Here is a 23,715-nt window from a genome sequence, read left to right as displayed (position 1 = left end):
GTGACTCTGTGGGTCAGATCGAACACTCAAGGCCCGGCCGGCCCATCGACCTAAGCGACGCTCAGCGCGAGCGCTACAAGGGTCGCAATGTTGTCGACTGCTGCTTCAACAAGCTCAAGCAATAGCGCGGGGTTGCGCAGCGCTCAGACAAGTCACCCCGGGCTGTGGCAACACGCCCTACACAGGCCGCACCGCCCCCGCCGGCGGCGTGACCGCGCGCGCGAAGCACGCCGAGACCGCGACCAGCACCATAACCAGCAGGATCGCGAGCCGCAGCGTGAAGTGCTCCCCCACGAAGCCCAGCACCGGCGGCCCTACGAGAAACGCGGTGTACCCGGCCGTGGCGACGGCGCTGACCCGGCGCGCCGAGTTGAGCGGATCGTCGCCCGCGGCAGACAACGCCACCGGAAATCCGAGCGACGCGCCGATCCCCCACAGCAGCACGCCCACCGCGCCCAGCACCGCCGACGGGGCGAACGCCACCAGGGCGATGCCGGCGATCGCGAGCAGCGCACTGACCACCATGACGGGCGCCCGCCCGAACCGGTCCAGGAAGAACCCGCCGCTGAACCGCCCGATCGCCATCGACAGGCCGAAGAACGCGTAGACCAACGACGCCGTCGCGGCCGACAGGTCGAACCCGTCGACCATGATCAAGGGCAGCCAGTCGTTCGCCGACCCCTCGGCCAGGGCCATGCCCAGCACGATCACTCCGATGGCGAGCGTGCGCCGCTCCCGCCAGACGGCGAGGAAGGCCCCGACGGTCTCGCCGAGCGGACGGCGGCGCTGCCCCGCGTCGGCGTGCTCCCGCCCGACGTCGTGGGCCAGGTTGGCCACCAGGCCCGCCGTGGCGATCGCGGTCAGCGCGGCGACAGCCACCAGGTGCCCGAGCACCGGCACGCTCGTCGCGCTGGCGCCCAGGCCGACGAGCCCGCCCACGCAGACACCGAGGCTGTAGCTGCCGTGCAGGCTCGGCACCACGGTGCGCCGCAGCGCCCGCTCGACGTCGACCCCCTCGACGTTCTGCCCGATCTCGCCCGATCCCATGCCGTACCCGAACGACGCGAGCCCGACGGCGACCAGCCAGCCCTGCGCGGTCGCGGTGCCGACCGCAACCACAGCGACTCCGGTCACGATCGCGACCATGCCCCACAGCACGACGAACCGGGCGCCGCGCCGCGCCACCAGGGTGCCGGCCAGGGCGATGCCCGCCATGGAGCCCGCGGACAGCCCCGCGATGATCAGCCCCATCTCGGCCGTGGTCGAGCCGGTCGCGTCGCGGATCGCGGGCGTGCGCGAGACCCACGTGGCCATGGACACGCCGGTCATGAAGAAGGACACGAACAAGGCGGCCCGCCGACGCTGTGCCGACGGGATCAGGTGCGCGGTCACAGCACGCGGGCCAGCGCGTCGAGGGCCACCAGCGGGTCGGGCCCGGCGGGGATGAAGACGCTGGAGGTCACCCCGGCGCGCCCGAGCTCGTCGATCCGTCCCCGGACCTGGGCGGGCGTGCCGGCCAGCGCGAGGCGCGCGACCCACTCGTCGGGCAGCCGCTCGACGAACTCGGCGCGGGACGCGGACGCCGCCCGCAGCTCCGCGAACTCCTGCGCGAACGGCAGGGGCGCCACGTGCGGCGCCCAGTCGGGTTCGCCGATCCACTCCAGCCCGGGCCGCGCGGTGCGCAGCGCAACGGTCGCGTCGTCGTCGACGGCCCCGATGTTGTACGCGACCAAGCGGTGCTCGCCGGCAGGGGCGATCGCCGCCAGGGCCGACGCCGCGTACTCGGGCGCGACGGGCTCCGCGAGCACGGTGCCGTCCGCGACCCGGCCGGACGCCGCCAGCGACCGCGGCCCGCGCACGCCGAGCAGCAGCGGCGGCACGGCGCCGGGCACCGCCGTCGGGTCGAGACGGACCTCGCCCGTCTGCCCGCCGCCGAGCAGCGTGCGGAGCGTGGCGGTGTACTCGGCGAGGAACGTGAGCGGCCGCTCGGGCCAGGCGCCCGCCTGCCGCATCCAGCCGGGCATGCCGTGCCCGACGCCGACGTCGGTACGTCCGGGATGGAGCTGTTCCAGCGTGGCGATCTCCATCGCCGCGAACGCGGCGTTGCGCACGGCGGCGGGCAGGATGCCGATGCCGACGCGGATCCGCTCGGTCGCACCGAGCACGGCGGCGGCCTGCACCAGGCCGCCGCGGTAGCCCAGGTCCTCGACCACCCAGAGCTCGTCGAAGCCGAGCCGCTCCGCGGTGCGCGCGTACGGCAACACCTGGGCGGCGGGCAGGTCACGCGGGAGGACGACACCGATCTGCGGAGAGGTCATGGCGCAGTTCTACCAGAACGATCGTATCGATACGAGAGTCGTTCAGGTCGCCGTCGCGGGCAGGGCCACGTCGAGCCGGAACCCCTGCGGCACGTGCTCGGCCCGCACGTCGCCGCCGTGCGCCTGGACGATGCCGCGGACGATGGCCAGCCCGAGCCCCGCGCCGGGCGACCCTGCGACGGGTCGCGCGTCCGGTGTGCGGGCGGCGCTGGCCCGCCAGCCGACCTCGAACATCCGCGTGAGGTCCTCGCTGTCGACCCCGCTGCCCTGATCGAGCACGGAGAGCACCAGCCGGTCGCCCGCCCGGTCGGCGGAGACCAGGATCTCGGAGCCGTGCGGGGCATGGCGGATGCTGTTGGTCAGGAGGTTCACCACGACGCGCGTCAGCTCGTGCGGATCGGCGCGCAGCATCCGGCCCTCGACGCCCGCGTGCTCGATGCGGATCTCCTTCGCGACGGCGAGCTGGTGCACGTCGGCGACGGCGTCGGACACGACGTCCAGCAGCTCGATGTCCTCCGGGCGCAGCCGCAGCGCCCCGCTCTGGATCTGCGACAGCGCGGACAGGTCGTCGACCAGCCGGTTCATCGTCCCGACCTGGGCCCGGATGCGCCGCACGTAGTCGGCCGGGTCGGCGACGGCGCCGTCGTCCAGCGCCTCCGCGAGGGCGCTGACCCCGGTGAGCGGCGTCCGCAGGTCGTGCGAGATCCAGGCGAAGAACTGCCGGCGCGCGGCGTCGAGCTGCTCGATCTCCGCGCGGGCCGCGGCGAGCCGCTCGGAGGCGAGGGCGAGCTGGGCGGAGAGGTCGGCGAGCTCCCTGCCCGCGTAGACCTCCGGACCGACGACGACGCCGTTTCCGACGCGCTCCACCGCCTGCCCGAGCTGGGCGAACGACCGGCTCACGGCCCGGGCGGTGACGAGCGTCGCGGCGAGGCTCAGCAGTGCCGACAGCCCGACCACCCACAGCATCACCTGCAGGTCGTGCGGGGACAGGTACATCAGTGCGGAGACCGCCACGGTCGAGCAGACGATGGAGGCGACCGCGGCGACCACCAGGACGACGAACGGCGCGGTGACCGAGCGCTCCCGGCGGTGGCGCAGGACCAGGAGCGCGAGCACCGTGGTCACCGCGGTGCACACGGCGGCGGTGCCGAGGATGAGCAGCAGGTCACCGGCGGTGAGCATCATGCGGCGGCCCCCACGGTGAAGCGGTAGCCGCGGCCCCACTCGGTGAGCAGGTACCGCGGGTAACGGGGCTCCGGCTCGATCTTCTCGCGGAGCCGGCGCACGTGGACGGTCACCGTGGACTCCTCCCCGAAGCTCCAGCCCCACACCTCGCGCAGGATGTCGTCGCGGGTCAGCGTGCGGTCCGGGTTCTGCAGCAGGAAGAGGAACAGCTCGTACTCCCGGGCGGTGAGGATCATCTCGGCGCCCGTCGCCCAGATCCGGCGGTGCGCGGGGTCCACGCGGAAGGGCCCCAGCGTGAACGGCGTCGGCGAGACGTGCACCGCGCGGCTGCGCCGCACCAGGGCGTCGATGCGCAGCTGCAGCTCCCGCAGCGCGAACGGCTTGGCGATGTAGTCGTCGGCGCCGTGCTCCAGCCCGTCGATCCGCTGCTCGACGGCATCCAGGGCGGTGAGCATGATGATCGGCGTCCGGGGGGCCGCCGACCGGACCTGCCGGCACAGCTCGTCCCCGCTGACCCCGGGCAGCATCCGGTCCAGGACCAGCACGTCGGGGCGCGCGGTCCGTAGGGCGTCCCGCGCGACGAGCCCGTCGCGGTGGGCGGTGACGGCGTAGCCGCGGCCGCCCAGGTAGTCGGTCACCACGGCCAGGACCGTCTCGTCGTCCTCGACGACCATGACCTCGACCTGTGCTCCCATGCTCGGCAGCGTAACCGCGCGAGGCCCGGTCGAGCGGCGCGGCCGTCCTGACCGCCACCCTGCTGCTCACGGGCTGCGGCGCCGACGACGGCGGGTCGGGCGACGCGATGTCCGACCAGACCGCGTCGTCCCAGGAGCAGTCCGAGGACATGTCCGACGACATGACCGACGACATGGACATGGCGGCCCGCACCGGGACGTTCGAGGGCCTCAACGACAAGTCCGTCGCCGGCATGGTCGAGGTGAGCGACACCGAGCTGGTTCTCTCGGGCTACTCCTCCGACGAGGGCCCCGACCTGCACGTCTACCTCACCGACGGGACCGACGAGGCCGCCGTGGCCGCCGGCACCGAGATCGACGTCGTCGCCTTCGACGAGGCGTCCCAGACCTTCGCCCTGGACGGCGTAGACGTGGCGGGCTACGACACCGTGGTCATCCACTGTGACAAGGCCAAGGCCGTCTTCGGCGCGGCACCCGTGGCATGAGCCTGCCTGTCGTCGCCCTGACGGCGGCGAGGGTCGCCCTCGGCGTCCTGTGGCTGAACGAGGGGCTGATCAAGTACCGGGCCGGCTTCGGCGATCGCCGGGGTGCTGACCCTCCCCGCGGCGCTGGCGGGCGTGCTGACCCTCATGACCTACTGGTCGGCGGACCAGCTCACGGCGTCCTACCCGGTCATGGTGGCCCTTGGCGTCCTGCTGATCGTCTGGCCCGTGGTCGCGACGCGGTTCTCGGTCACGGCCCTGGTCGTGCGCTCCGCACGGTCCAGGAACCCGAGGCCGGCCTGGGCCGACGGCGCCCTCCGGCGCTGGCTGTAGGTGTGGGACGCTCAGGTCACCGGGGTGACCTGAGCGTCTGACAGTGCGGCTAGCCCTGGGCCTTCCAAGGACCCCACGGCGCGCCCGGCTTCTCGTTGCGCGTCCACCACTTCGCCTCGTACGTCCGGCCGTCGAGCACGGCCACGGACCCGGCCTCGAAGATGCGCGACGGCGTCCACCCCGCGACGCCGTCCCGCTCCACGATCTCCTGCCACGGGCCGTACGGCGCGCCCGGCTCCTGGCCGCGCGTCCACCAGGCCGCCCGCCAGGTCGACCCCTCGTACGAGATCTCGTCGCCCGCGGTGTAGATCGCAGACGCGTCCCAGGTCGGGGCTGTCGGGGCGCACCCGTCGTCGCACACGCTGAACGAGGCGAGCACAGCCTTGTGGTCGGAGGGCCAGACGGCGTCCGGCGTGATGATCTGGTCGGCGCTGTCGTCGTCGACCCGCTCGTTCCGGACGATCGTCGACTGCGGCCCGACCACCGCCGCCCCGTCGATCGACACCCGCTCGTCGGGCGTCACGAAGACGTAGTCGATGCGGTCGCGCTCGTCGGCCTCGGGCGCCCAGGTGAGGTCCGACGTCGGGAACAGCGGGTTGTCGGACGGCCACGTGACGCCCGGGTTCGCGACCGGGTCGGGGTGTACCTCGCGGAAGGCGTCGACCAGGCCGCCGTCGAGCAGCGTCTGCGTGGACTGCCACGGGATCACCAGCCCGTTGTGGTCCTGCAGGCCGGCGGTCTCCGCGGTCCAGTCCTGCACGGACGGCTCGTTGAAGTCCCCGCCGACGACGGCGATGCGGCCCGCCGCGCGCTCGGCCGCGACGTCCGCGACGAGTGCCGCGGCCGTGGCCGGGCGGCCCGACTGCCGGTTGGCCTCGAGGATCGCGTCCACGTCGGTGACGGGGCCGCCGGGCAGCTTGTCCCAGGTGTCCCAGCCGGCGGGCCAGTCGCCCTGGACGGCGCCGCCGTAGCCGCGCGGCAGGTACGTCGCGTACCAGCGGTACTCCAGGTGTCCGCCGTACGCCACGACCTCGGTGCCGTTCACGTCGAGCACGGCCTTGGTCCACCAGCGGTCCACGGTGCTGGTCTCCAGGATCGGGTACCGCGAGACGATGCCGGTGTCGGTGGCGATCACGTGGTCGTACCCGAGCAGCGCGGCGACCTGGCGCGGGGCGTCGCCCTGCTCGGGCAGGAACGTCACGTCGGCGTCGGTCTCCAGCAGGACGTCGGCGATCTCGCGCGCGCCGTCGTCGATCTGCGTGCCGCCGTGCCACACGTTGAAGGTGAGCACGTTCAGCTCGCTGACGCCGTCCACCTCGGGCTTGGGCTCGGCGGACTGTGCGGTCATGGCGGCGGCCGACGGCACGGTGGCCGCAACGGCCAGCGCGGCGAGTGCCGCCGACACGGCGACGGCCGCGAGCGGGCGTCGAGGGCGTACAGGTGCGGATGACATCAGTGTTCTCCCCGGCTCGGAATGCGGTGCGGCCGCGACGCTACGACGTGTCCGTGGCCGGGCAATGGCCGCGAGGTGAACGCGCCCGGGGCTGATAGGTCGCATCATCACCGTTGACCCCCGCACCGCGCAGGCCGGAGATTCGACCCCGAACGGCCCGGGCGGCAACCGCACCGCCGCGCACCGGAGCGCGGCGACCCACCGGGCCGGACGGGAGTCACCATGGAAACGGACCGAAAGCTCCTGCTCGACCGGCGCAGCCTGCTCCTGGGCTCGGCGGTGCTCGGCTCGGCCGCCGCCCTCGGCGTCGCCGCGCCGCCCCGGGCGGCCGCCGCGGTGCCCGGCTTCCCCACGTTCCAGCGGGTCGGCGCCGCCCTGGACAAGTCGGCCCTGGCCTACAACCCGACGGGCGAGCTCATCTTCCCGTCGGTCCGCAACGTCGCGGGCCGGGTCCAGAACCCGCTGGGCAGCTGGTACATGTACTACGCCCCGCACGACGCACCGGGCGGGATCTGCCTCGCCTACGCCGACTCGCTCGACGGCCCGTGGCGAGAGTACTCGGGCAACCCGGTCATCTCCCGCACCTGGTCACCCCACTACTCGGTGAGCCACGTGTCGAGCCCGCACGCGGTCTGGAACGCCGCGGACGGCCGCATCTACCTGTACTTCCACGGCGAGAACACGACCACCCGGGTGGCGTCGTCGGCCGACGGGCGCAGCTTCACCTACGAGGGCACCGTGCTGACCACCGCGATGCTGCCCTCGGACGTCACCGAGACGTCCTACGCGCGGGTCTTCCCGCACCCCACGAAGTCGGACACGCAGATCATGCTGTTCATGGGCGCGCAGGCCGGGACCCGCAAGATCTTCATCGGCTGGTCCAACCGGCTCACGTCGGGCTGGCAGTTCAAGCCGCAGCCGCTGATCTCCCCGGCGGCGGGCGAGGGCGGGCAGCTCTCCGGCGCCCACTACTGGTCGCGCAACGGCGGCGGCCACGTGGTCTACCACAGCGGGTCCGGCAGCATCCACGTCGCCGACGTCGGCACGAGCTTCGACCGCGAGAACCACCTCGGGGTGCTGTACACGGAGCCGCAGGCCACGCGGGCCGCCGCCCCGAGCTTCGCCGAGGAGGGCGGCCGGCTGTACATGTTCTACGAGGCCGGGCAGCGCGGGAACACCAACATCGCGGTGGCCCGGACGAGCTGAGCCGTCAGGCCGTGCGGCGGCGGGCGGCCACGCCCAGCGCGACGAGGGTCACCACGGTGCCCGCCGCCATCAGCACCTGGAGCCACGGCCCGAGGGCCACGCCCGCGGTGACGCCGTCGCGCAGCTCGACGTCCGTGACGATCAGCCCGGGCTCGGCGGCGGGCAGGGACTGGCCCGGCGCACCGTCGGGCGCGAAGACCTGGCTGGTGCCCGTGGTCGAGAGGTTGACGACGGCGCGGCCGGTCTCGATGGCCCGCATCCGCGCGAACGCGGTCTGCTGCAGGTTCTCGTCGGTGCCTCGGAAGTCGGCGTTGTTGGTCTGGAACATGAAGGCCTGCGCGCCGTTGCCGATGCCCTCGCGGATCACGTCGTCGAACACGACGTCGAAGCAGATCGCGAGTCCGACGACGGCGTCGCCCGTGTCGACGGCGGGCGCGTCGGTGCCGGGCGTGTACTCCCGGCCCAGGAGGTTGACGAGGCTGGGCACGATGGCCCCGTACAGCCACCGGTCCGGGACGTACTCGCCGAACGGGACGGGGTGCCGCTTCGCGTGCGAGGCCACGGCGCCGTCCTCGGTCCACAGGAACGACCGGTTGTAGATCAGGTCCCCGTCCGCCGACGCGGCGTTCAGCAGCAGCGGGGCGCCGTACCGGCGGACGGCCGAGTCGAGGGCCACCGTGGTGGACGGCGTGGCGGGCGGGTCGCTGTCCACGCCGCCCTCCGGCCAGACCACGAGGTCCACCTGGTCGTTCTCCAGCGGGGCGGACGCCGCGAGCTGGGAGTCCAGCATGTCGCCCGGCTCCCGCGCGTCGGAGTAGGCGGCGGGGCCGTCGCCCTGCGCGGCGCCGACGCGCAGCGTGCCGGCGTCCGACGTCGGGAACTGGGGCACGACCAGCAGCAGGACCGCGAGCGCCGCGGCGGGCACGGCGGCGGTCCACCGCGGTCGGTGCGGTGCGGCGGAGCCGGTGCGTGCGGCCCGGACCACCTCGATGACGGCGGCGCACAGCAGCACCATGCAGAAGCCGAGACCGGACACGCCCAGCCAGGACGCGACGGGTGCGACGGGGCTCGCGGACTGGCTCATGCCGAGGCGGCCCCAGGGGAAGCCGCCGTAGGGCCAGGAGCCCATGGCGAGCTCGCGCGTCATCCAGGCGCCGGCCACGAGCAGGGGCAGCGCCACGAGCCGCGGCGCGCCGGAAGAGCCGCGGCGCGGCACCCACCGGTAGGCCAGGGTGATCAGCGGGCTCAGGGCCGCCGTGAAGAGGGTCTGTACGGTGGCCAGCGCCACCCAGGGCACCCAGCCGAGCGGGTCGTCGCCGAGGAACCGGGACGACCACGACACGTGCGGGAACCAGAACGTGGCGCCGAACGCGGCGCCCACGAGGACCGCACCCCAGGCCCGCCGGCCGATGAACGTGAGCAGCGAGAGGGTGACCGCGACGAACGCGAGCGGCCACCACCCGAGCGACGGGAACGCGCCGTCGAGCGCCAGCCCCGCCAGGGCGGCCACCGGGACGGCCGCCCACAGGGGCAGGAGGGGCGGGTCGAGGAGTCGCGTGCGGGCGCGGCCCGCGGACTCGGTCCGGGCGGTGGCCCGCGGCTCGGGGTGGGTGCCGGCGCCGGGGGCCGGCTGCGAGGGTGCTGCCTGCGTCACGTCCCAGAGTCTCCCACCCCGGCCTGGGAGCCCGGGACGCGGCGGTCGCGACGTCAGTCCTGCGGCGCGTCCCCGAAGTCGCGGATGTCCAGGCGGACGCCGCCCTTGAGCGCGGACTCGTGCGCGACGATGCCGGGCATCGTGTACCGAGCGGCGACCCAGGCGTTGACCGGCGGGAGGGTCCCGGTGTTGACGGCGGTGACGAAGTCGTCGGCCAGGAAGTGGTGGCTGCCCTCGTGCCCGTTGGAGACGTTCGCGAACTCCTTCGGCAGCCGCGAGCGGTCGTGCACGGGCGCGGAGCCCGAGGTGAAGGCGTCGCGCAGCGCGGGCGAGACGTGCTCCAGCGACGGGTCGTCCGGCGACAGCGTGGGCTTGGGTGCCAGGTGCTCCGTGAGGTCCACGACCTGCTCCTTGTCCTGCCAGAGGCTGACGTTGACGAGCTGCTCCATGCTGGCCTCGGTGCCGAAGAACCGGAACCGCGACTCCCGGACGTGCGACGGGAAGCCGACCCTGCGGAACTCGTTGATGCGGAACGCGCCGCCGCCCGCGGCCTCGAACAGCGCGGTGGCGTTCGAGAAGTCGTTGCCGAACTGGCTGACCTCCCTGTCGAACACACCGTCGCCGCGGTCGTCGAGCACGCCGATCGCCGAGACGCTGGTCGCGTGCGTCTGCCAGGCGCCGAGGATCCCGCCCAGGGAGTGCGTCGGGTACATCAGGGGCGGGTAGCTCGCGGTGGACTTCCAGTTCTCCCCACCGCTGTACCTGTACGCGTCGTAGAAACCGAGGTCCATGTCGTGCAGGTAGTCGCCCTCGGCGTAGAAGAGCCGCCCGAACGCGCCCTTCGCCGCCTGGTCGCGGGCGTGGACGGTCGCCGGGTTGTAGTAGCTCGTCTCGCCCATCATGTAGGTCAGGCCGGTCTCGCGCACCGCCTCGACGATCGCCTCGATCTCCTCCTCGGAGATCGCCATCGGCACCGAGGAGTAGACGTGCTTGCCGGCGCGCAGCGCCTGGACCACCAGCGGCCCGTGCGTCCAGCGCTGCGTGAAGATCGCGATGGCGTCGACGTCGGAGGCGAGCAGGGCCTCGAAGGACGGGACGGTCCCGGCGAGGTCGTACTCGCCGACGAGCTTCTCGGCGCGCTCGGGCAGCAGGTCGGTGACGTAGATGTCCCCGACGCCGGGGTGCAGGTTCCAGAGCTTGACGAACTGCCCGGCGAACTGGCCGGCTCCGACGATGCCAAGTGTGAACACGCAATGCTCCTTGCCGTTGGGCCGCACCGCTGCGGCGTTGACGGCCCCGACCCTACGTACCTACGATCGGCGAACTCTTCATGGATCAGAGCCGGTTCTTCCCGGATCATCAGATGCCGGGGTGGCAGATGACGTCGCAGATCGAGATCGAGCCGCCGGCCCTCGTGAGCTGGTCCGGCCGTCCCACCCTGATGGGCACCGCCCACCAGCACGACGACCTGGAGATCAACCTCGTCACCGAGGGCGGCACGATGCTCTACCTGTTCGGCGGCGCGCCGGTCGAGATCGGCCCCGGGTCGGTCGCCGCGTTCTGGGCGGCCGTGCCGCACCAGCTGATCGCCAGCACGGCGACCCGGGCGCACTGGGTCCACGTGCCGTTCTCGACCTTCCTCGGCTGGGGGCTGCCCGCCGCCCTGGTCGGCCGCCTGCTGTCCGGCATGCCGCTGATCTCGCCGCCGGAGGCGGCGCTGACGACCGACGACGCGAACTTCACGCAGTGGGCCGCCGACCTGTCGTCCGAGCAGCCGGAGCTGCGCCGCGTCGCGATGCTGGAGATCGAGGCCCGGGTGCGCCGGCTCGGGCTGGCCACGCCCGGGCAACCGGTGCGGCGGTTCACGGCCGGCGACCCGGCCCTGCGCCAGGTGCTGGCGATGGTGCGGCACATCGCGGAGAACTTCCGCGAGCCGCTGACCGTCGCGGACGTCGCGCGGACCGTGCGGCTGCACCCCAACTACGCCATGGCCCAGTTCCGCAAGGTGGTGCACACGACCATGGTCGACTACCTGACCAGGTGCCGGCTGGCGGAGGCGCGGCGCCTGCTGGTGACCACGGGCCTGCCGGTCGCCGACGTCGCGGCCGAGTCGGGCTTCAGCTCCGTGAGCCGGTTCTACACCGCGTTCGGCGACGCGTGCGGCATGCCGCCGGCCGCCTACCGGCGCGAGAACCAGCACGACCAGCCCGCGTGAGTCCCGGCCCGGCCTGTGCTTGACTTCCGCGGTGGCCGACCTTCCCAACCGCCTGGAGATTCCCGCCCGTCTGGAGATCGCAGGGACGACGTTCACCCGCGTCGAGTCCCCCGGGAGCATCGCCTGCTGGTCGGCCGACGCCGACCCCGCGAACCCGGGCGACCACCGGCCCGTGAGCGTGCTGACGGAACCCGCGGTCGCACCGGACAGGGCGACGCTCGACCTGGCCGCCGTCGTGCTCGGCCGGTTCGACGAGCTCGCCGACCTCGCCGTCGCGTACCTGCGTGAGCGGCTGCGCGAACCGGAGCTCGGCCTGTCGGCCCCCGAGCTCGCGATGCTGGACGCCGCCGAGCCGCCGGCCGCCGAACCCGACGCCGTGGTCTGGGCCGACGGCACCTGGATGCTGCGGTTCGCGGAGTCCCGCCTCCGGATGGCCGACCCCTACGGGATCGGCGTGCTCTTCGAGGGCACGGCCCCGTCGGGGATCGAGGACCTCTCGCACGCCGACCTCGCCTAGCACCGGCGCGGAGCGGTCAGGAGACCTCGACCACGATCTTCCCGAGGTTGTCCCCCGCCTCGAGCCGCGCGAACGCCGCCGGCGCTTCCTCCAGCGGCAGCACCTCGTCGATCGCGGGGACGACGACGCCCTCTGTCACCAGGCCCGTGACCTCCTCCAGGTCCGCGCGGGACTGGGGCACGAACAGCACGCCGACTCGCTTGCCGGTCAGCAGGCGCAGCAGCGGCCCGGCGGCGAGCGTCGCGAGCAGCACACGGGTGCGGCCGCCGACCATCAGGTAGGACCCGCCGGCCCGCAGCGCCCGGTGCACCCGGAACGGGGACCGGTGGGCCACCAGGTCCACGACGCGGTCGTACCGGTCGCGCTGGTCGGCCCAGTCGCAGTGCTCGAACGCGACGGTGTCGTCGGCGCCGACCCGGAGCAGGTGACCGGCCTTGTCGGCCCGGTCCACGGCCGTCACGTGGGCGCCCAGGTGCCGGGCGAGACCGATCACGAGCGCCCCGCCCGCCCCGCCCGCACCGTTGACCAGGAGCTTGTCGCCCGGCCGCAGCCCGCGGGTGGCGCGCAGCGCGATGCACCCGGCCTGCGGCACCGCGGCCGCCCGCACGAACGACAGGTGCTCCGGCTTGCGGGCCAGCAGCCGGGGCGACGTCGCGACGTACCGGGCGAGCCCGCCGCGGTAGCCGGACAGCTCCCCGAACACCTCGTCGCCCGGCGCGTACTCGGTCACGGACCGACCCACCGCCACGACGGTCCCGGCGACGTCCGACCCCGGCACCGGGTGCCGGGGCCGCCGCAGGCCGCCCACCCGCGCGTAGAACGGCTTGCCGACGAGGTTCTCCCGGTCGGACCCGTTCAGGGAGGTGGCGCGGACCGCGAGCAGCACCTCGTCGTCCGCCGGGACGGGGTCGGGCAGCTCGCCGACCACCACGACGTCCGCGCTCCCGTACCGGTCCTGGATGACGGCCCGCATCGTGCCTCCTGCTCGAGTGGTCCAGCGCCACCAACGTAGCGGCGCGGGGCCCCCGGCGGGGGTGGCACCGGACGGGTTCACCCGGGGAGATCGCCCTGGCCCCCGGGAGCGCGGTCGGGCTGCTGGTCACGAGCGGCACGGGGCCGGGCCCGCGTCGCGTCCCGCCACGTGAGGTAGCCGCCGTCGAGGTTGCGCACGTCGTAGCCGAGCTGGGTGAGCAGCCGGGCCGCGGTGTGGCCGCGCTGGCCCACCTGGCAGTGCACGACGACGGGCCGGTCCACCGGGATCTCGTCGTGCGCCCGGGCCCGGAGCTCGTCGAGCGGCACGTTGCGAGCCGGTTCCGGCGGGCCGCCTGCCGAGGTCTCGACCGTCCCGCGTGCGTGCTCGGCGGCGGTCCGGACGTCCACGAGCGTCGCGCCGTCCCGCACCAGGTCGTCGAGCTCGTGCCACTGGACGCCGCGGGTGTGACCCGTGCGCAGGTTGTCGGCCACGTAGCCGAGCATGTTGACCGGGTCCTTGGCCGAGCCGTACGCGGGGGCGTAGGCGAGCTCCAGGTCGGCCAGGTCAGAGGCGGTCAGCCCGCCGGCCATCGCGGTGGCGAGCACGTCGATGCGCTTGTCGGCGCCGGCACGGCCGACCGCCTGGGCGCCGAGGATCCGGTCGGTCCCCGGATCCACCAGGAGCTTGAGCGCCAGCGGGCTCGCGCCCGGGTAGTAGCCCGCGTGGTGGCTCGGGTGCGTGTGGATCGCCCGGTAGGGGCGCCCCTCGGCCCGCAGCCGCCGCTCGTTGCGCCCCACGGTCGCGGCGGTCAGCCCGAACACCCCCACGACGGCGGTGCCGAGCGAGGGCCGCATGCCGGTCCGGCCGAGGATGACGTCGGCGACGTGCCGCCCGTGCCGGTTGGCGAGGTTGGCCAGCGGGACGAGCGTGTGCCGCTCCGGGTCGTCGTCGGCGGCCAGGGCGTCGCGCTTGACCGCGGCGTCGCCCACCGCGAACACGTCCGGGACCGAGGTGCGCAGGTCCTCGTCGACCAGGACGCCGCCGCGCGGCCCCAGCTCGGCGCCCGCCAGGACGGCCAGCTCCGTGTCCGGGCGGACGCCGACGGCAGCCAGCACCACGTCGGCGGGAACCTCGTCCACCACCGCACCCGCGGCGTCGGCCAGCACGGCCGTGCCCGGGGTCAGCGCCGAGACCTGGGTGGAGGTGCGCACGACCACGCCGTTCGCCTCCAGCTCGTCGCGGACCCGGACGGCCAGCTCGGGGTCCAGGGGCGTGAGCACCTGGTCGGCCAGCTCCACGAGCGTGACCGCGAGGCCGCGCCGGACGAGGTTCTCGGCGATCTCCAGCCCGACGAAACCACCGCCGATCACGACGGCGGTGCGGGCCGTGCCCAGCGTGGAGACCAGCCGGTCGACGTCGGCGACGTCGCGCAGCACGAGCGCGCGCTCGATGCCGGGCACCGGCGGTACGACCGGCCGGGCGCCCGGGCTCAGGACGAGCCGGTCGTACGTCTCGACCTGCTCCTGCCCCGTCTCGAGGTCGCGCACCACGAGGGTGTGCGCCTCCGCGTCGACGTCGGTCACCAGGTGCCGCACGCGCACGTCGATCCGGAACCGGGCAGCGAGCGAGGCGGGCGTCTGCAGCAGGAGCGCTTCGCGGTCCTCGATGACGCCGCCCGCGTAGTACGGGAGCCCGCAGTTCGCGTACGAGACGTGGCCACCTGCCTCGAGCACCACGATCTCAGCGGACTCGGCCAGTCGGCGCAGACGGGTCGCGGCCGACATGCCCGCCGCGACTCCTCCGACGATGACGATCTTCATGAAGTTCCTCCCTGATTTGACGGCGACAATACCCCCGGGGGTATCCTCGGTCAAAACCTCGACGAAGGAGAACGACATGTGCCGAGCGGTGACCTGCACGACCTGCGGCAAGACGACCTGGGCGGGCTGCGGCCAGCACGTGGACGACGTGATGGCCGGCGTGCCCCGTCGTGACCGGTGCGAGGGTCACGCGGCAGAGCCGGGCAAGGGCTCGTTCCTGTCCCGCCTGTTCGGCCGCTGAGGGGGCGCACCATGGACCTCGACCCCACTGAGATGAAGAAGGTCGCCAACCGGCTCAAGCGCGCCCAGGGGCAGCTCGCCGCGGTGGTGCGCATGGTCGACGAGGGCGCGGACTGCGTCGACATGGTGACCCAGCTCTCGGCTGTCTCCAAGGCCCTCGACCGGGCCGGCTTCGCCGTCATCTCCACGGGGCTCAAGCAGTGCCTCGTCGACGAGGAGGACGGTAGCGCCGACGTGGAGAAGCTGGAGAAGCTCTTCCTGTCCTTCGCGTGACCGCGTGACCGACCGAACGGAGCACCGACATGACGACCGCTGACCTCCTGGGCAGCGAGCTGCCGATCGTGGCGGCACCGATGGCCGGCGGCCCGACGACGGCCGGGCTCGCGGCCGCCGCGACGGAGGCCGGCGCCTTCGCCTTCCTTCCCGGCGGGTACCTCGCCCCCGACCGCCTGGCGTCGGACATCACCGCCGCCCGCGAGCGGGGCGGCCCGTTCGGGGTCAACCTCTTCGTCCCGGGCCCGGAGTCCCTGGACCAGGGCGCGTTCGCCGCCTACGCCCGGCGTCTGGCCCCGGAGGCGGCCGCGCTGGGCGTCGACCTCGTGGCCGAACCGGTCGAGGACGACGACCGGTGGGCCGACAAGCTCCGGCTCCTGGTCGAGGACCCGGTGCCGGTCGTGTCGTTCACGTTCGGCCTGCCGTCGGCCGCCGACGTCCGGACGCTGCGGCGCGTGGGCAGCGCGGTGCTCGCCTCGGTGACGACCGTCGACGAGGCCACGGCGGCCCGCGACGGCGGCGTGGACGGCCTCGTGGTGCAGGGCCCCGCGGCCGGCGGGCACAGCGCCACGTGGGACCCGGACCGCAGCATCGCCGACGCGCCGACGTCGGCGGTGGTCCGCGCGGTCGCGGCCGCCGTCGACCTGCCGCTCGTGGCCGCGGGCGGCGTCGACGGGCCCGAGGCGGTGCGGGAGCTGCTCGCGGCCGGGGCGCAGGCCGTCGCGGTCGGCACGCTGCTGCTGCGGACCGACGAGTCCGGCGCGTCCGCCACCTACCAGGCCGCGCTGGCCGCGTCGGACCGCGACACGGTGGTCACCCGGTCGTTCACCGGGCGGCCCGCCCGCGCCGTGCGCAACGGCTTCGTCGACCGGCACGACGCCGCCGCACCCGTCGGCTACCCCGCGATCCACCACCTGACGCGCGACCTGCGTCGTCGTGCCGCGGCCACGGGCGATGCCGAGCGGCTGCACCTCTGGGCGGGCACGGGCTACCGGAACGCGGCGCGCGGCCCGGCCGCCGACGTCCTGCGAACCCTGGCGGCCGGGCTCTGACACTTTGGCCCGGGGCGCTTCCCTTCGAGGCCTAAGTTTCTTCGCTCTGGGTCGGCCCAGAGCGAAGAAACTTAGGCCTCGAAGACGACCCACCCGAAGAGATCGGGCGGCAAAAATCCCTGGCCCGCCCGGCCCGGCAGGGTGTTGCCTGACGTCGTCACCGCAGGCCCCGGCCCGATCCCTGGAGCACCCGTTGATCGTTGTCTCCGCCGCTTCCGGCGCGCTCGGACGGCTCGTCGTCGCCGAGCTCCGCACCCGTGTTCCCGCCGGCCAGGTCGTGGCCGCCGTCCGCGATCCCCAGCGCGCGGCCGACCTCGCCGCGAGCGGCGTCGAGGTCCGCCGCGGGGACTACGACGACCCCGGGAGCCTGCGCGACGCCCTCGCCGGCGCGGACCGGCTCCTCCTGATCTCCTCCCCCGAGCTGGACACCGGACGGCGCACCCGGCAGCACCTGGCCGCGATCGACGCCGCGGTCGCCGCGGGGGTCGGCGCGATCGCCTACACCAGCTTTCTGGGCGCCGACCGCCCCGGCGACCCGATGAACGCCGCGCACCACGCCACCGAGCGTGCGCTCCACGACAGCGGGACCGGGCACACCGTCCTACGGCACCCGTTCTACTCCGAGGCCTTCATCAACCCCGGGCTGGAGGTCGCCGTCCGCTCCGGGATGCTCGCCGCCGCGACCGGCGGCCGCGGCCTCAACACCGCCACCCGGGCAGACCTGGCCGCCGCAGCGGCCGCCGTCCTGACCGACGACGCCCACACCGGCCGGGCGTACGACCTGACCGGGCCGCTGTGGACCTACGCGCAGCTCGCCGAGGCCCTCACCCAGGTCACGGGCGAGCCCGTGGCCGCCGTCGAGGCAGACGTACCCGGGCCGATGGGCTTCCTGATGGGGCTGGCGCGCGCCGGGGCCCTGGAGCGCCAGACCGACGACCTGCGGCACGTGCTCGGCCGGCCGCCGACCAGCCTGCGCGAGGCCGTGGCCGATGCGCTCGCTACCGTGCGCACATGAACGGTGGTTACCAGGTGTTCCGGCCGCGGCCCGAGGACGTCGAGCCGGACTGAGGCGGCGGGTCACGCCCGCCCACCTGCGTCCAGCGGCGCGACCTGCCGGGCCAGGAGCACCGCGACCCGGAGCTGTTCGTGCGTCGGGAAGTGCGGGTGCGAGACCGCGGTCACCAGGAAGTGGCCCACGACGTCGGCGCCGCGGTGCACCGGGATCGCGACGTACTCGTCGACCGGCAGGCCCGACCGCTCGACGTCGACCTCGCGGCCGTTCCTGATCAGGACGCCGTCGTGGCCGAGGATCGCGATGCGCACGTCGGTCACCGGCCCGGGGAACCAGCGGCAGTCCTCGGCGCCGAGCACGTCGGTGATGTGCCGGGCGACGACGTCGTGCACGGCTCCCACCGGCAGGTCGCCCTCGATCGCGGCGCGCGCGGCGTCCAGCATCCCGTCGAGGTACCCCGCCCGCCGGGCCGCGCGTCGCTGCTGGCGGTAGCCCCACAGGGCCACCTCGGTGACCACGAGGCTGATCACCACGAGCAGCACCGTCGCCTCGATGTCCTCGGCGTCGGTGATGACGAGGCGCAGGTACGGCGCGGTCAGGAACAGGTCGAACCCGACGCCCGCCGACAGCGCGGCGAGCAGCCCGGCCGGCCGGTCGCCGGTGGCCGCCGCGGCCACCACGAGCACGACGAGGATCAGCGCGGAGGTCACCGTGGTGATGTCGTCCCGGAAGGCCGACAGGATCACGCAGGCCAGCAGGGGTGCGAGCACCGCGGTGGCGCGCACCCACGGGCGGCGCGGCGCCCCGGCGTCAGCGGCCATGTGGTCCACCTCCCGGATCATCGTGACCCCCGCCGCGAGCGCCCGCGAGCGCTGGCCGGACGCCCGCCCCGAGGTGCGCCCGCCACGCCGCCGGGTCGATGCTGGAGGTGCCCGACAGACGGGCTGCCGCAGCGACCGAGGAGGCGGACCAGATGGAGATCGTTCGAGGCGAACGAGAGGCGCAGGAGATCGTGGGCCTGCACGAGACGGTGGGGATGGAAGACCTGCGGGAGTTCTTCCCCCGCGCGATGGCGGCGGCCGCCGCGGCGCTGCACGAGCGGGGCATGGAGCCGACGGGGCCGGCCGTGGCCCTGTACGAGGGACTGCGGGCGGAGCAGTTCGAGGTGACCGCCGGGTACCCGGTGCCGGCGGGGGCGGCGCCGTCCGACCAGGTGGTCGCCGCGATGCTCCCGGGCGGGGCGACGGTGGAGGCTGTCCACGTCGGGCCCTACGACCGGCTGCGCGAGTCCCACGCGGAGCTGACGGCCTGGTTCCAGGAGAACGGGATGACGCCGCCGGTGACGGTGTGGGAGGAGTACGTCGTGGGGCCGGACAGCCTGGCCGACCCGAACGGGTGGCAGACGCGCATCGTGTACCCGGTGGGCTGATCCGGGCTTCGGTCCCGGCCAGGGAGGGTCGTTGGTCCCTGGTCGGACGGCGGCGGCTCGCGAGACGCTGAGGTCGGAGGGGACCACGCCCTCGCGGGAGGAGCTGCAATGGGAGCCAAGGACGTGCTCGACGTCGCCGACGCGCCGGAGACCCGCACTGAGCCGGGGCCCGGCCAGGTCCGGCGACCCCCGCCCCTGCCACTGACCCGCCGCCTGCTGGTGGTGTGCGCGCACCCGTTCGACGCCACGCTCGCGCTGGGCGGCGTCATCGGCGCGTTCGCCGACACCGGCACGGCCGTGCAGATCGTCTGCCTGACGCACGACCCTGGTCCCGACCCCGACACCTGTCGCCGCACGGTGCTCGCGGCCGAGCTCCTGCGGGCCGCGAGCCTCCTGGGCGCCCGGGAGGCGACGTTGCTCGAGCACCGCGCGGCGCAGCTGCAGTGGAACCCGCCGGAAGTGCTCGCCACGGAGCTGCGGTCGGTCGCCGGGCCGGTCGACGCGGTGCTGACCATCGACGCCAGCGCCCCGGGCAGCCATCCCGACCATGTGCGGGCGATGCGGGCCGCCCGCCGCGTCGCGGCAAGGCTGGGCTGCCCGCTGTACGGCTGGGTGCGCCGCACCTGGGACACGCCCGACCCGCCGGACGGCATGCTCGCGGTCGCGTGCGACCGCGCCAAGCAGCAGGCTGCGGTCGCGTGCCACGACGCACCGGATCCGGCCGATCCGGTCCTGCCGCTGTGCGGTTCCGACGAGGACGAGGACTTCCTCACCGTCGTCCTGCCGGCCGCGTCTCCCACCGTTCTCCCGGTCCCAGAACTCGCCGCTCGCCGTCGACGGCAACGGTGATCGGCGGCTGCCGGGACCGGGGCAGGCTGATGCGGAGCTGGTCGTCGCTGCACCGCACCTCGATGCCCCAGTGGTTGCGGTACCGCAGGCGGAACCGCAGCTCGGCGATCGTGTCGGGCAGGCGCGGGTTCAGTCGCAGCATGTCGCCGGTGAGCTCCAGGCCCGGGTAGCAGCGCTGAACCAGGTCGACGGCCCCGGCCATCGCGCCCAGGTGCACGCCCTCGGCGGTGGTCCCGCCCTGGACGTCGGCGATGTCGCTGTCGAGCGCCTCGCGGAAGAACCGCCAGGACGCGCTCGGGTCGCGCCGGGCCAGCACCCAGGCGTGGACGACGGCGCTGAGGGTCGACCCGTGGCTGGTCCGCGCCAGGTAGTGGTCCACGGTCCGGTTCAGCGCGGCCCGGTCGAACCGGTAGCCGAGCGCGTCCAGCGCGTCGATGACGCCGTGCTCGCCCAGGAGGAACACCAGCATGAGCACGTCGGCCTGCTTGGAGGCCTGGTAGCGGTTGACCGAGTCGCCCTCGGCCTCGAGGATCCGGTCGAGCCGGCGGATCGCTCCGTACCGGGCGCGGTATCCCGCCCAGTCGAGCTCGGCGAGCTGGTCGTACCCCTCGAACTGGCTGATCACGCCGTCACCGTGGAACACGACGCGCATGCGCCGCGAGACCCGCTCGAACAGGTCGGTCTCGGCGTCCCCCAGGCGGAGCCGGCGGGCCAGGGCGTCCCGCTCCGGCCCGGCCAGCAGCGCCAGCGCGTCCAGGGCGTGCCGCAGCACGCGGGTGACCATGACGTTGGTGTAGGCGTTGTTGTCGATCCCCGGCCGGTCGGCGCCCGGGTAGGCGTCGTGGTACTCGTCGGGACCCATGACGCCGCGGATGTCGTACCGGTCGGTGGCGGCGTCGTAGGTCGCCAGGCTGCACCAGAACCGGGCGATCTCGACGAGCATCTCGGCGCCGTACCCGTGCAGGAACGCCACGTCCCCGGTGGCCTGGTAGTACTGCCAGACGTCGTGCGCCACGGCGATGCCCACGTGTCGCTGCAGGTGCGAATGGTCCTCCAGCCACCGGCCCGACACCGGGTTGAGGTGCGTCCGCTGGGTCTCGTCCCGGCCGTCGCTGCTGCTCTGCCACGGGTACATCGCGCCCCGGTAGCCGGCGTCCGCGGCCGCCTGCCGCGCCCGCGGCAGGCGACGCCACCGGTACATGAGCAGCGACCGCGCGACGCGCGGGAAGCGCAGGAGCAGGAACGGGAACACGAACAGCTCGTCCCAGAACACGTGCCCCCGGTACGCCTCCCCGTGCAGACCGCGGGCCGGCATGCCGACGTCGAGGTGCGCGCTGTGCTCGGACAGGGTCTGCAGCAGGTGGAACGTGTTCAGCTCCAGCGCCCGCCGCGGCCGGCCGGTCACGCCGACCTCGCTGACGCGCCACAGCCGCTCCCAGGCCAGGACGTGATCGGCGAGCAGGTCCCCGAAGGGCGGCAGGTGGGCCGCGTGCTCGCGAGCGGCGGTCAGCGACTCGGAGATCGCGAGGTCCCGTGAGGTGTAGATCGCGACGCGCTTCTCGATCGTGACGGGCACGCCCTGCACCAGGTCCGGCCACATGCGCACCGACGCCCGGCCGGTCGCGCGCTCGGCGCGGCTGGTCGCCGGCCCGGCCGGGTCGGTGAGCACGAGCGTCGCCGCCTGGGCGATCCGGATCTGCGACGTCGCGGTGCGGACCTGCAGCCAGGACACGTCCTCCGCCTCGTCGTAGCCCTCCACCACCGGGACCAGGTGCCGCCCGTCGAACGCCCCGTAGCGCGCCACCCCTGCGTTGACCACCCGGCCGTCGAGGCTCGACCAGACCTCGATGGACCCCGACCAGTTCTCCGCCAGGAAGGTGGTCTCCAGCGCGGCCACGTGCGGGTCGCGCATCGACACGAGCCGCCGCTGCGTCACGGCCAGCACCCGGCCGGCCGGGTCCCGGAACCGGGTGCGCCGGGTCAGGAGGCCGCGGCGCGTGTCCAGCTCCTGCTGGTGCTCCAGGATCTCGCCGCCGTCGAGCGTGAGCCAGGGCTGGCCGGGCGTACGGAAGGTGACCGGCAGCCAGTTCGGGGCGTTGACCAGGTCCTCGTTCTCCACCACGCGCCCCGAGACCACGGACTTCAGGCGGTCGTAGCAGCCCGCCAGGTAGGTGCCCGGGTAGTGCACGCCGTCCGCGGACGACTCCGGGGCCGCGCCCCGCGTGGCGACGTAGCCGTTGCCGAGGGTGCACAGCGCCTCCCGGAGCCCCTCGGCGGCGGGGTCGAAACCCTCGTACGACAGGATCCCGGGGTCCACCGCACCTCCCCCGCCGTCGTCCGGCCGGCGCGTCACGCGCCGTCCAGGGGCACGCGCCACTCCAGGCGGGTCCCGCCCGCTTCGCCCGGGCCGACACCGAGCACGCCGCCCAGCTCGGCCGCCCGCCGGGCCAGGTTGCGCAGGCCGCTCTGCGGCACGTCACCGGGGATGCCGACGCCGTCGTCCATCACGGTGAGGACCACGTCGTCCGACACCGCCAGCCGGACCGCGACCGAGCGCGCGTGGGCGTGCCGCGCGACGTTCGACAGTCCTTCGCGCAGGACGGCGACCACGTGGTCGGCGACGTCGGACGGGACGGCCGAGTCGACCGGCCCGTCGAACCGGAGCCGCGGGGCGTAGCCGAGCGGGCCGGTGGCCACGTCGATCTCGGTGATGACCCGGGACCGCAGGCCCCCCTCCGGCGTGCGGGCCGCGCCCGGCTGCAGCCGGTGCACGGTGGTCCGGATCAGCGCGATCGTCTCGTCGATCTCGTCGACCGCCCGGCCGACCCGGTGCGCGTGGTCGCCGTCGAGGTCGCGCCGCAGGGAGAGCAGCCCCAGGCCCGTGGCGTAGAGCCGCTGGACGGCGAGATCGTGCAGGTCGCGGGCGATGCGCTCCCGGTCCCGCAGCACGGCGAACCGCGCGGCGTCGACGCGGTGCTCCGCGAGCTCCAGCGCCACGGCCGCCTGGGCGGCGAAGCCCTGCAGCGCCTCCACGGCCACCGACGCGAACGGCATCCGGCCCTCGAACCGCCCGACGGCCAGGACGCCGCGCGTGCCGCCCGGCCCGCCCAGCGGCAGCACCGCGAGGGGCCCGATCTCGTGCCGCAGGTCGAAGGAGAGCTGGGCGCGCTCGTCGGCCACGGCGTCGGGCGAGACGATCGGCTCGCCCGACCTCAGGACGACGTTGGAGAACGTACCGCCCGGCGGGAGCATGACGCCGACCAGTCGCTTCGCCTCGGTACCAGCGGCGGCCCGCACGACGAGGTGCTGGTACCCGTTCTCGGGCAGGGCCATGATCGCGGTGTCCGCGCCCACGACCCGCAACGCGTTGTCGGCCACGAGGGCGAGCACCTCCTCCGGGGAGCAGCCGGTGAGCACGCGGCGGGAGATCTCGTCGTTCGCCCGCGCGGACTGCTCGCGCAACCGCGACTCCTCGTAGAGGTTCGCGTTCTCGATCGCGACGCTCGCGCCCGCGGCCAGCGCCTCCACCAGCCGCTGGTCCTCCTCGGTGAAGTCGCCCCCACCGAGCTTCTCCGTCAGGTAGAGGTTGCCGAACGCGCCGCCGTGCACGCGCAGCGGCACCCCCAGGAAGGACCGCATGGGCGGGTGGTTCGCCGGGAACCCCACGGACGCCGGGTGCTCGCCGAGGTCGTGCAGCCGCAGCGGGACCGGGTGCCGGATCAGCTCGCCCAGGATCCCGTGCCCGGTCGGGTAGGGGCCGATGGCCCGCACCTGCGCCGGGGACAGCCCGACCGTCAGGAACCGGGCTATGCGTCCGTCGTCCCCCAGTACGCCCAGCGCCACGTACCGGGCGCCGACGAGGCGGGCGGCGATCGCGCTGATCTGGTTCAGGGCCGTCTCGAGGTCCAGACCGCGCCCGAGGTTCGCCAGCGCGTCGAGCAACAGCTCGGTCCGTTCATGAGCATGCTGGGCCACGGCACCCTCCCGCAGTTCACGTCCCCCTGCGCCT

23 protein-coding genes are annotated in these 23,715 nt (G+C 74.1%); 11 read left to right on the top strand and 12 right to left on the bottom strand.

Translation table 11 applies throughout. The annotated features are described in order from the left end of the window. Positions 1–177: 177 nt before the first annotated feature. Genes ACH47X_RS20415 through ACH47X_RS20400 form a run of 4 tightly spaced genes read right to left on the bottom strand, consistent with a single transcriptional unit; the run spans position 178 to position 4,198 of the window. Positions 178–1,392: an MFS transporter gene (locus ACH47X_RS20415; RefSeq protein ID WP_397406405.1), complete on the bottom strand. Its 1,215-nt coding sequence runs from the start codon at positions 1,390–1,392 to the stop codon at positions 178–180. Beyond that, positions 1,389–2,318 carry an LLM class flavin-dependent oxidoreductase gene (locus tag ACH47X_RS20410; RefSeq protein ID WP_397406403.1) on the bottom strand — a complete coding sequence of 310 codons (930 nt, stop codon included), beginning with the start codon at positions 2,316–2,318 and terminating at the stop codon, positions 1,389–1,391. Before ACH47X_RS20410 ends, ACH47X_RS20415 begins: the two co-directional genes overlap by 4 nt. 42 nt (positions 2,319–2,360) lie before the next feature. Then, positions 2,361–3,503 carry a sensor histidine kinase gene (locus ACH47X_RS20405; protein WP_397406401.1) on the bottom strand — a complete coding sequence of 381 codons (1,143 nt, stop codon included), beginning with the start codon at positions 3,501–3,503 and terminating at the stop codon, positions 2,361–2,363. Beyond that, positions 3,500–4,198: a response regulator transcription factor gene (locus tag ACH47X_RS20400; RefSeq protein ID WP_397406399.1), complete on the bottom strand. Its 699-nt coding sequence runs from the start codon at positions 4,196–4,198 to the stop codon at positions 3,500–3,502. Before ACH47X_RS20400 ends, ACH47X_RS20405 begins: the two co-directional genes overlap by 4 nt. A 107-nt stretch (positions 4,199–4,305) precedes the next feature. Here ACH47X_RS20400 and ACH47X_RS20395 point away from each other — a divergent pair, with 107 nt between their 5' ends. Beyond that, positions 4,306–4,683 carry a DM13 domain-containing protein gene (locus ACH47X_RS20395; RefSeq protein WP_397406397.1) on the top strand — a complete coding sequence of 126 codons (378 nt, stop codon included), beginning with the start codon at positions 4,306–4,308 and terminating at the stop codon, positions 4,681–4,683. 102 nt (positions 4,684–4,785) lie between these two features. Further along, the gene (locus tag ACH47X_RS20390; protein WP_397406395.1) at positions 4,786–5,013 is read left to right on the top strand and encodes a hypothetical protein; all 228 of its coding nucleotides are present in this window, start codon (positions 4,786–4,788) and stop codon (positions 5,011–5,013) included. Between the two features lie 49 nt (positions 5,014–5,062). Here ACH47X_RS20390 and ACH47X_RS20385 read toward each other — a convergent pair whose 3' ends face one another. Next, complete coding sequence (locus tag ACH47X_RS20385) at positions 5,063–6,466, bottom strand: endonuclease/exonuclease/phosphatase family protein (RefSeq protein WP_397406393.1); 1,404 nt, start codon at positions 6,464–6,466, stop codon at positions 5,063–5,065. 222 nt (positions 6,467–6,688) lie between these two features. Between ACH47X_RS20385 and ACH47X_RS20380 the strand changes: the two genes are divergently transcribed. Continuing rightward, positions 6,689–7,672, top strand: coding sequence for a hypothetical protein (locus ACH47X_RS20380; protein WP_397406391.1), 984 nt, complete (start codon positions 6,689–6,691; stop codon positions 7,670–7,672). A gap of 4 nt (positions 7,673–7,676) precedes the next feature. Here the strand turns inward: ACH47X_RS20380 and lnt are convergent, their stop codons facing one another. After that, positions 7,677–9,326 carry an apolipoprotein N-acyltransferase gene (gene lnt / locus ACH47X_RS20375; RefSeq protein WP_397406389.1) on the bottom strand — a complete coding sequence of 550 codons (1,650 nt, stop codon included), beginning with the start codon at positions 9,324–9,326 and terminating at the stop codon, positions 7,677–7,679. A 53-nt stretch (positions 9,327–9,379) separates the two neighbouring features. After that, positions 9,380–10,576 carry a Gfo/Idh/MocA family protein gene (locus ACH47X_RS20370; RefSeq protein WP_397406386.1) on the bottom strand — a complete coding sequence of 399 codons (1,197 nt, stop codon included), beginning with the start codon at positions 10,574–10,576 and terminating at the stop codon, positions 9,380–9,382. Positions 10,577–10,656: 80 nt separating this feature from the next. On the opposite strand from ACH47X_RS20370, the gene ACH47X_RS20365 reads away from it, so the two are divergent. Together ACH47X_RS20365 and ACH47X_RS20360 are read left to right on the top strand one after the other, a co-directional pair. Further along, on the top strand, positions 10,657–11,541 hold the full coding sequence (locus ACH47X_RS20365) for a helix-turn-helix domain-containing protein (RefSeq protein WP_397406384.1): 885 nt from the start codon (positions 10,657–10,659) through the stop codon (positions 11,539–11,541). A 31-nt stretch (positions 11,542–11,572) separates the two neighbouring features. Continuing rightward, positions 11,573–12,058 carry a hypothetical protein gene (locus ACH47X_RS20360; RefSeq protein ID WP_397406382.1) on the top strand — a complete coding sequence of 162 codons (486 nt, stop codon included), beginning with the start codon at positions 11,573–11,575 and terminating at the stop codon, positions 12,056–12,058. A 16-nt stretch (positions 12,059–12,074) separates the two neighbouring features. On the opposite strand, the gene ACH47X_RS20355 is transcribed toward ACH47X_RS20360, so the two are convergent. Beyond that, positions 12,075–13,031 (bottom strand): NAD(P)-dependent alcohol dehydrogenase, encoded by a 957-nt coding sequence (locus ACH47X_RS20355; protein ID WP_397406380.1) that lies wholly within the window; start codon positions 13,029–13,031, stop codon positions 12,075–12,077. A 77-nt stretch (positions 13,032–13,108) separates the two neighbouring features. After that, positions 13,109–14,851 (bottom strand): FAD-dependent oxidoreductase, encoded by a 1,743-nt coding sequence (locus ACH47X_RS20350; protein ID WP_397406378.1) that lies wholly within the window; start codon positions 14,849–14,851, stop codon positions 13,109–13,111. A 76-nt stretch (positions 14,852–14,927) separates the two neighbouring features. Here ACH47X_RS20350 and ACH47X_RS20345 point away from each other — a divergent pair, with 76 nt between their 5' ends. The 4 genes from ACH47X_RS20345 (at position 14,928) to ACH47X_RS20330 (ending at position 17,431) form a co-directional block, all read left to right on the top strand. Continuing rightward, on the top strand, positions 14,928–15,092 hold the full coding sequence (locus ACH47X_RS20345) for a hypothetical protein (protein ID WP_142034138.1): 165 nt from the start codon (positions 14,928–14,930) through the stop codon (positions 15,090–15,092). Positions 15,093–15,103: 11 nt separating this feature from the next. Beyond that, a complete protein-coding gene (locus tag ACH47X_RS20340) occupies positions 15,104–15,364 on the top strand; it encodes a metal-sensitive transcriptional regulator (RefSeq protein WP_397406376.1) in 261 nt (86 codons plus the stop codon). 29 nt (positions 15,365–15,393) lie between these two features. Beyond that, positions 15,394–16,416: a nitronate monooxygenase gene (locus tag ACH47X_RS20335; RefSeq protein WP_397406374.1), complete on the top strand. Its 1,023-nt coding sequence runs from the start codon at positions 15,394–15,396 to the stop codon at positions 16,414–16,416. 193 nt (positions 16,417–16,609) lie between these two features. Continuing rightward, positions 16,610–17,431 carry an NAD(P)H-binding protein gene (locus ACH47X_RS20330; protein ID WP_397406372.1) on the top strand — a complete coding sequence of 274 codons (822 nt, stop codon included), beginning with the start codon at positions 16,610–16,612 and terminating at the stop codon, positions 17,429–17,431. Between the two features lie 62 nt (positions 17,432–17,493). Here ACH47X_RS20330 and ACH47X_RS20325 read toward each other — a convergent pair whose 3' ends face one another. Further along, positions 17,494–18,249 carry a DUF4118 domain-containing protein gene (locus tag ACH47X_RS20325; protein WP_397406370.1) on the bottom strand — a complete coding sequence of 252 codons (756 nt, stop codon included), beginning with the start codon at positions 18,247–18,249 and terminating at the stop codon, positions 17,494–17,496. Between the two features lie 152 nt (positions 18,250–18,401). Between ACH47X_RS20325 and ACH47X_RS20320 the strand changes: the two genes are divergently transcribed. Both ACH47X_RS20320 and ACH47X_RS20315 read left to right on the top strand, forming a co-directional pair. Next, complete coding sequence (locus tag ACH47X_RS20320) at positions 18,402–18,857, top strand: GyrI-like domain-containing protein (protein WP_397406369.1); 456 nt, start codon at positions 18,402–18,404, stop codon at positions 18,855–18,857. Between the two features lie 108 nt (positions 18,858–18,965). Then, a complete protein-coding gene (locus ACH47X_RS20315; RefSeq protein WP_397406367.1) occupies positions 18,966–19,706 on the top strand; it encodes a PIG-L deacetylase family protein in 741 nt (246 codons plus the stop codon). Here ACH47X_RS20315 and ACH47X_RS20310 read toward each other — a convergent pair. Further along, entirely contained in the window at positions 19,627–22,059 is a 2,433-nt protein-coding gene (locus tag ACH47X_RS20310) for a glycoside hydrolase family 65 protein (RefSeq protein WP_397406365.1), read from the bottom strand. The two genes, ACH47X_RS20315 and ACH47X_RS20310, sit on opposite strands and share 80 nt — an antisense overlap. Beyond that, complete coding sequence (locus ACH47X_RS20305; RefSeq protein WP_397406363.1) at positions 22,056–23,681, bottom strand: sensor histidine kinase; 1,626 nt, start codon at positions 23,679–23,681, stop codon at positions 22,056–22,058. Before ACH47X_RS20305 ends, ACH47X_RS20310 begins: the two co-directional genes overlap by 4 nt. Positions 23,682–23,715: the final 34 nt, after the last annotated feature.

Origin of the sequence: Promicromonospora kroppenstedtii, assembly GCF_044389675.1 — a bacterium.
Taxonomy (GTDB): Bacteria; Actinomycetota; Actinomycetes; order Actinomycetales; family Cellulomonadaceae; genus Promicromonospora; species Promicromonospora kroppenstedtii.
The sequence above is the reverse complement of the archived record's forward strand: the minus strand, read 5'-3'. Positions and strand labels throughout refer to the sequence as shown.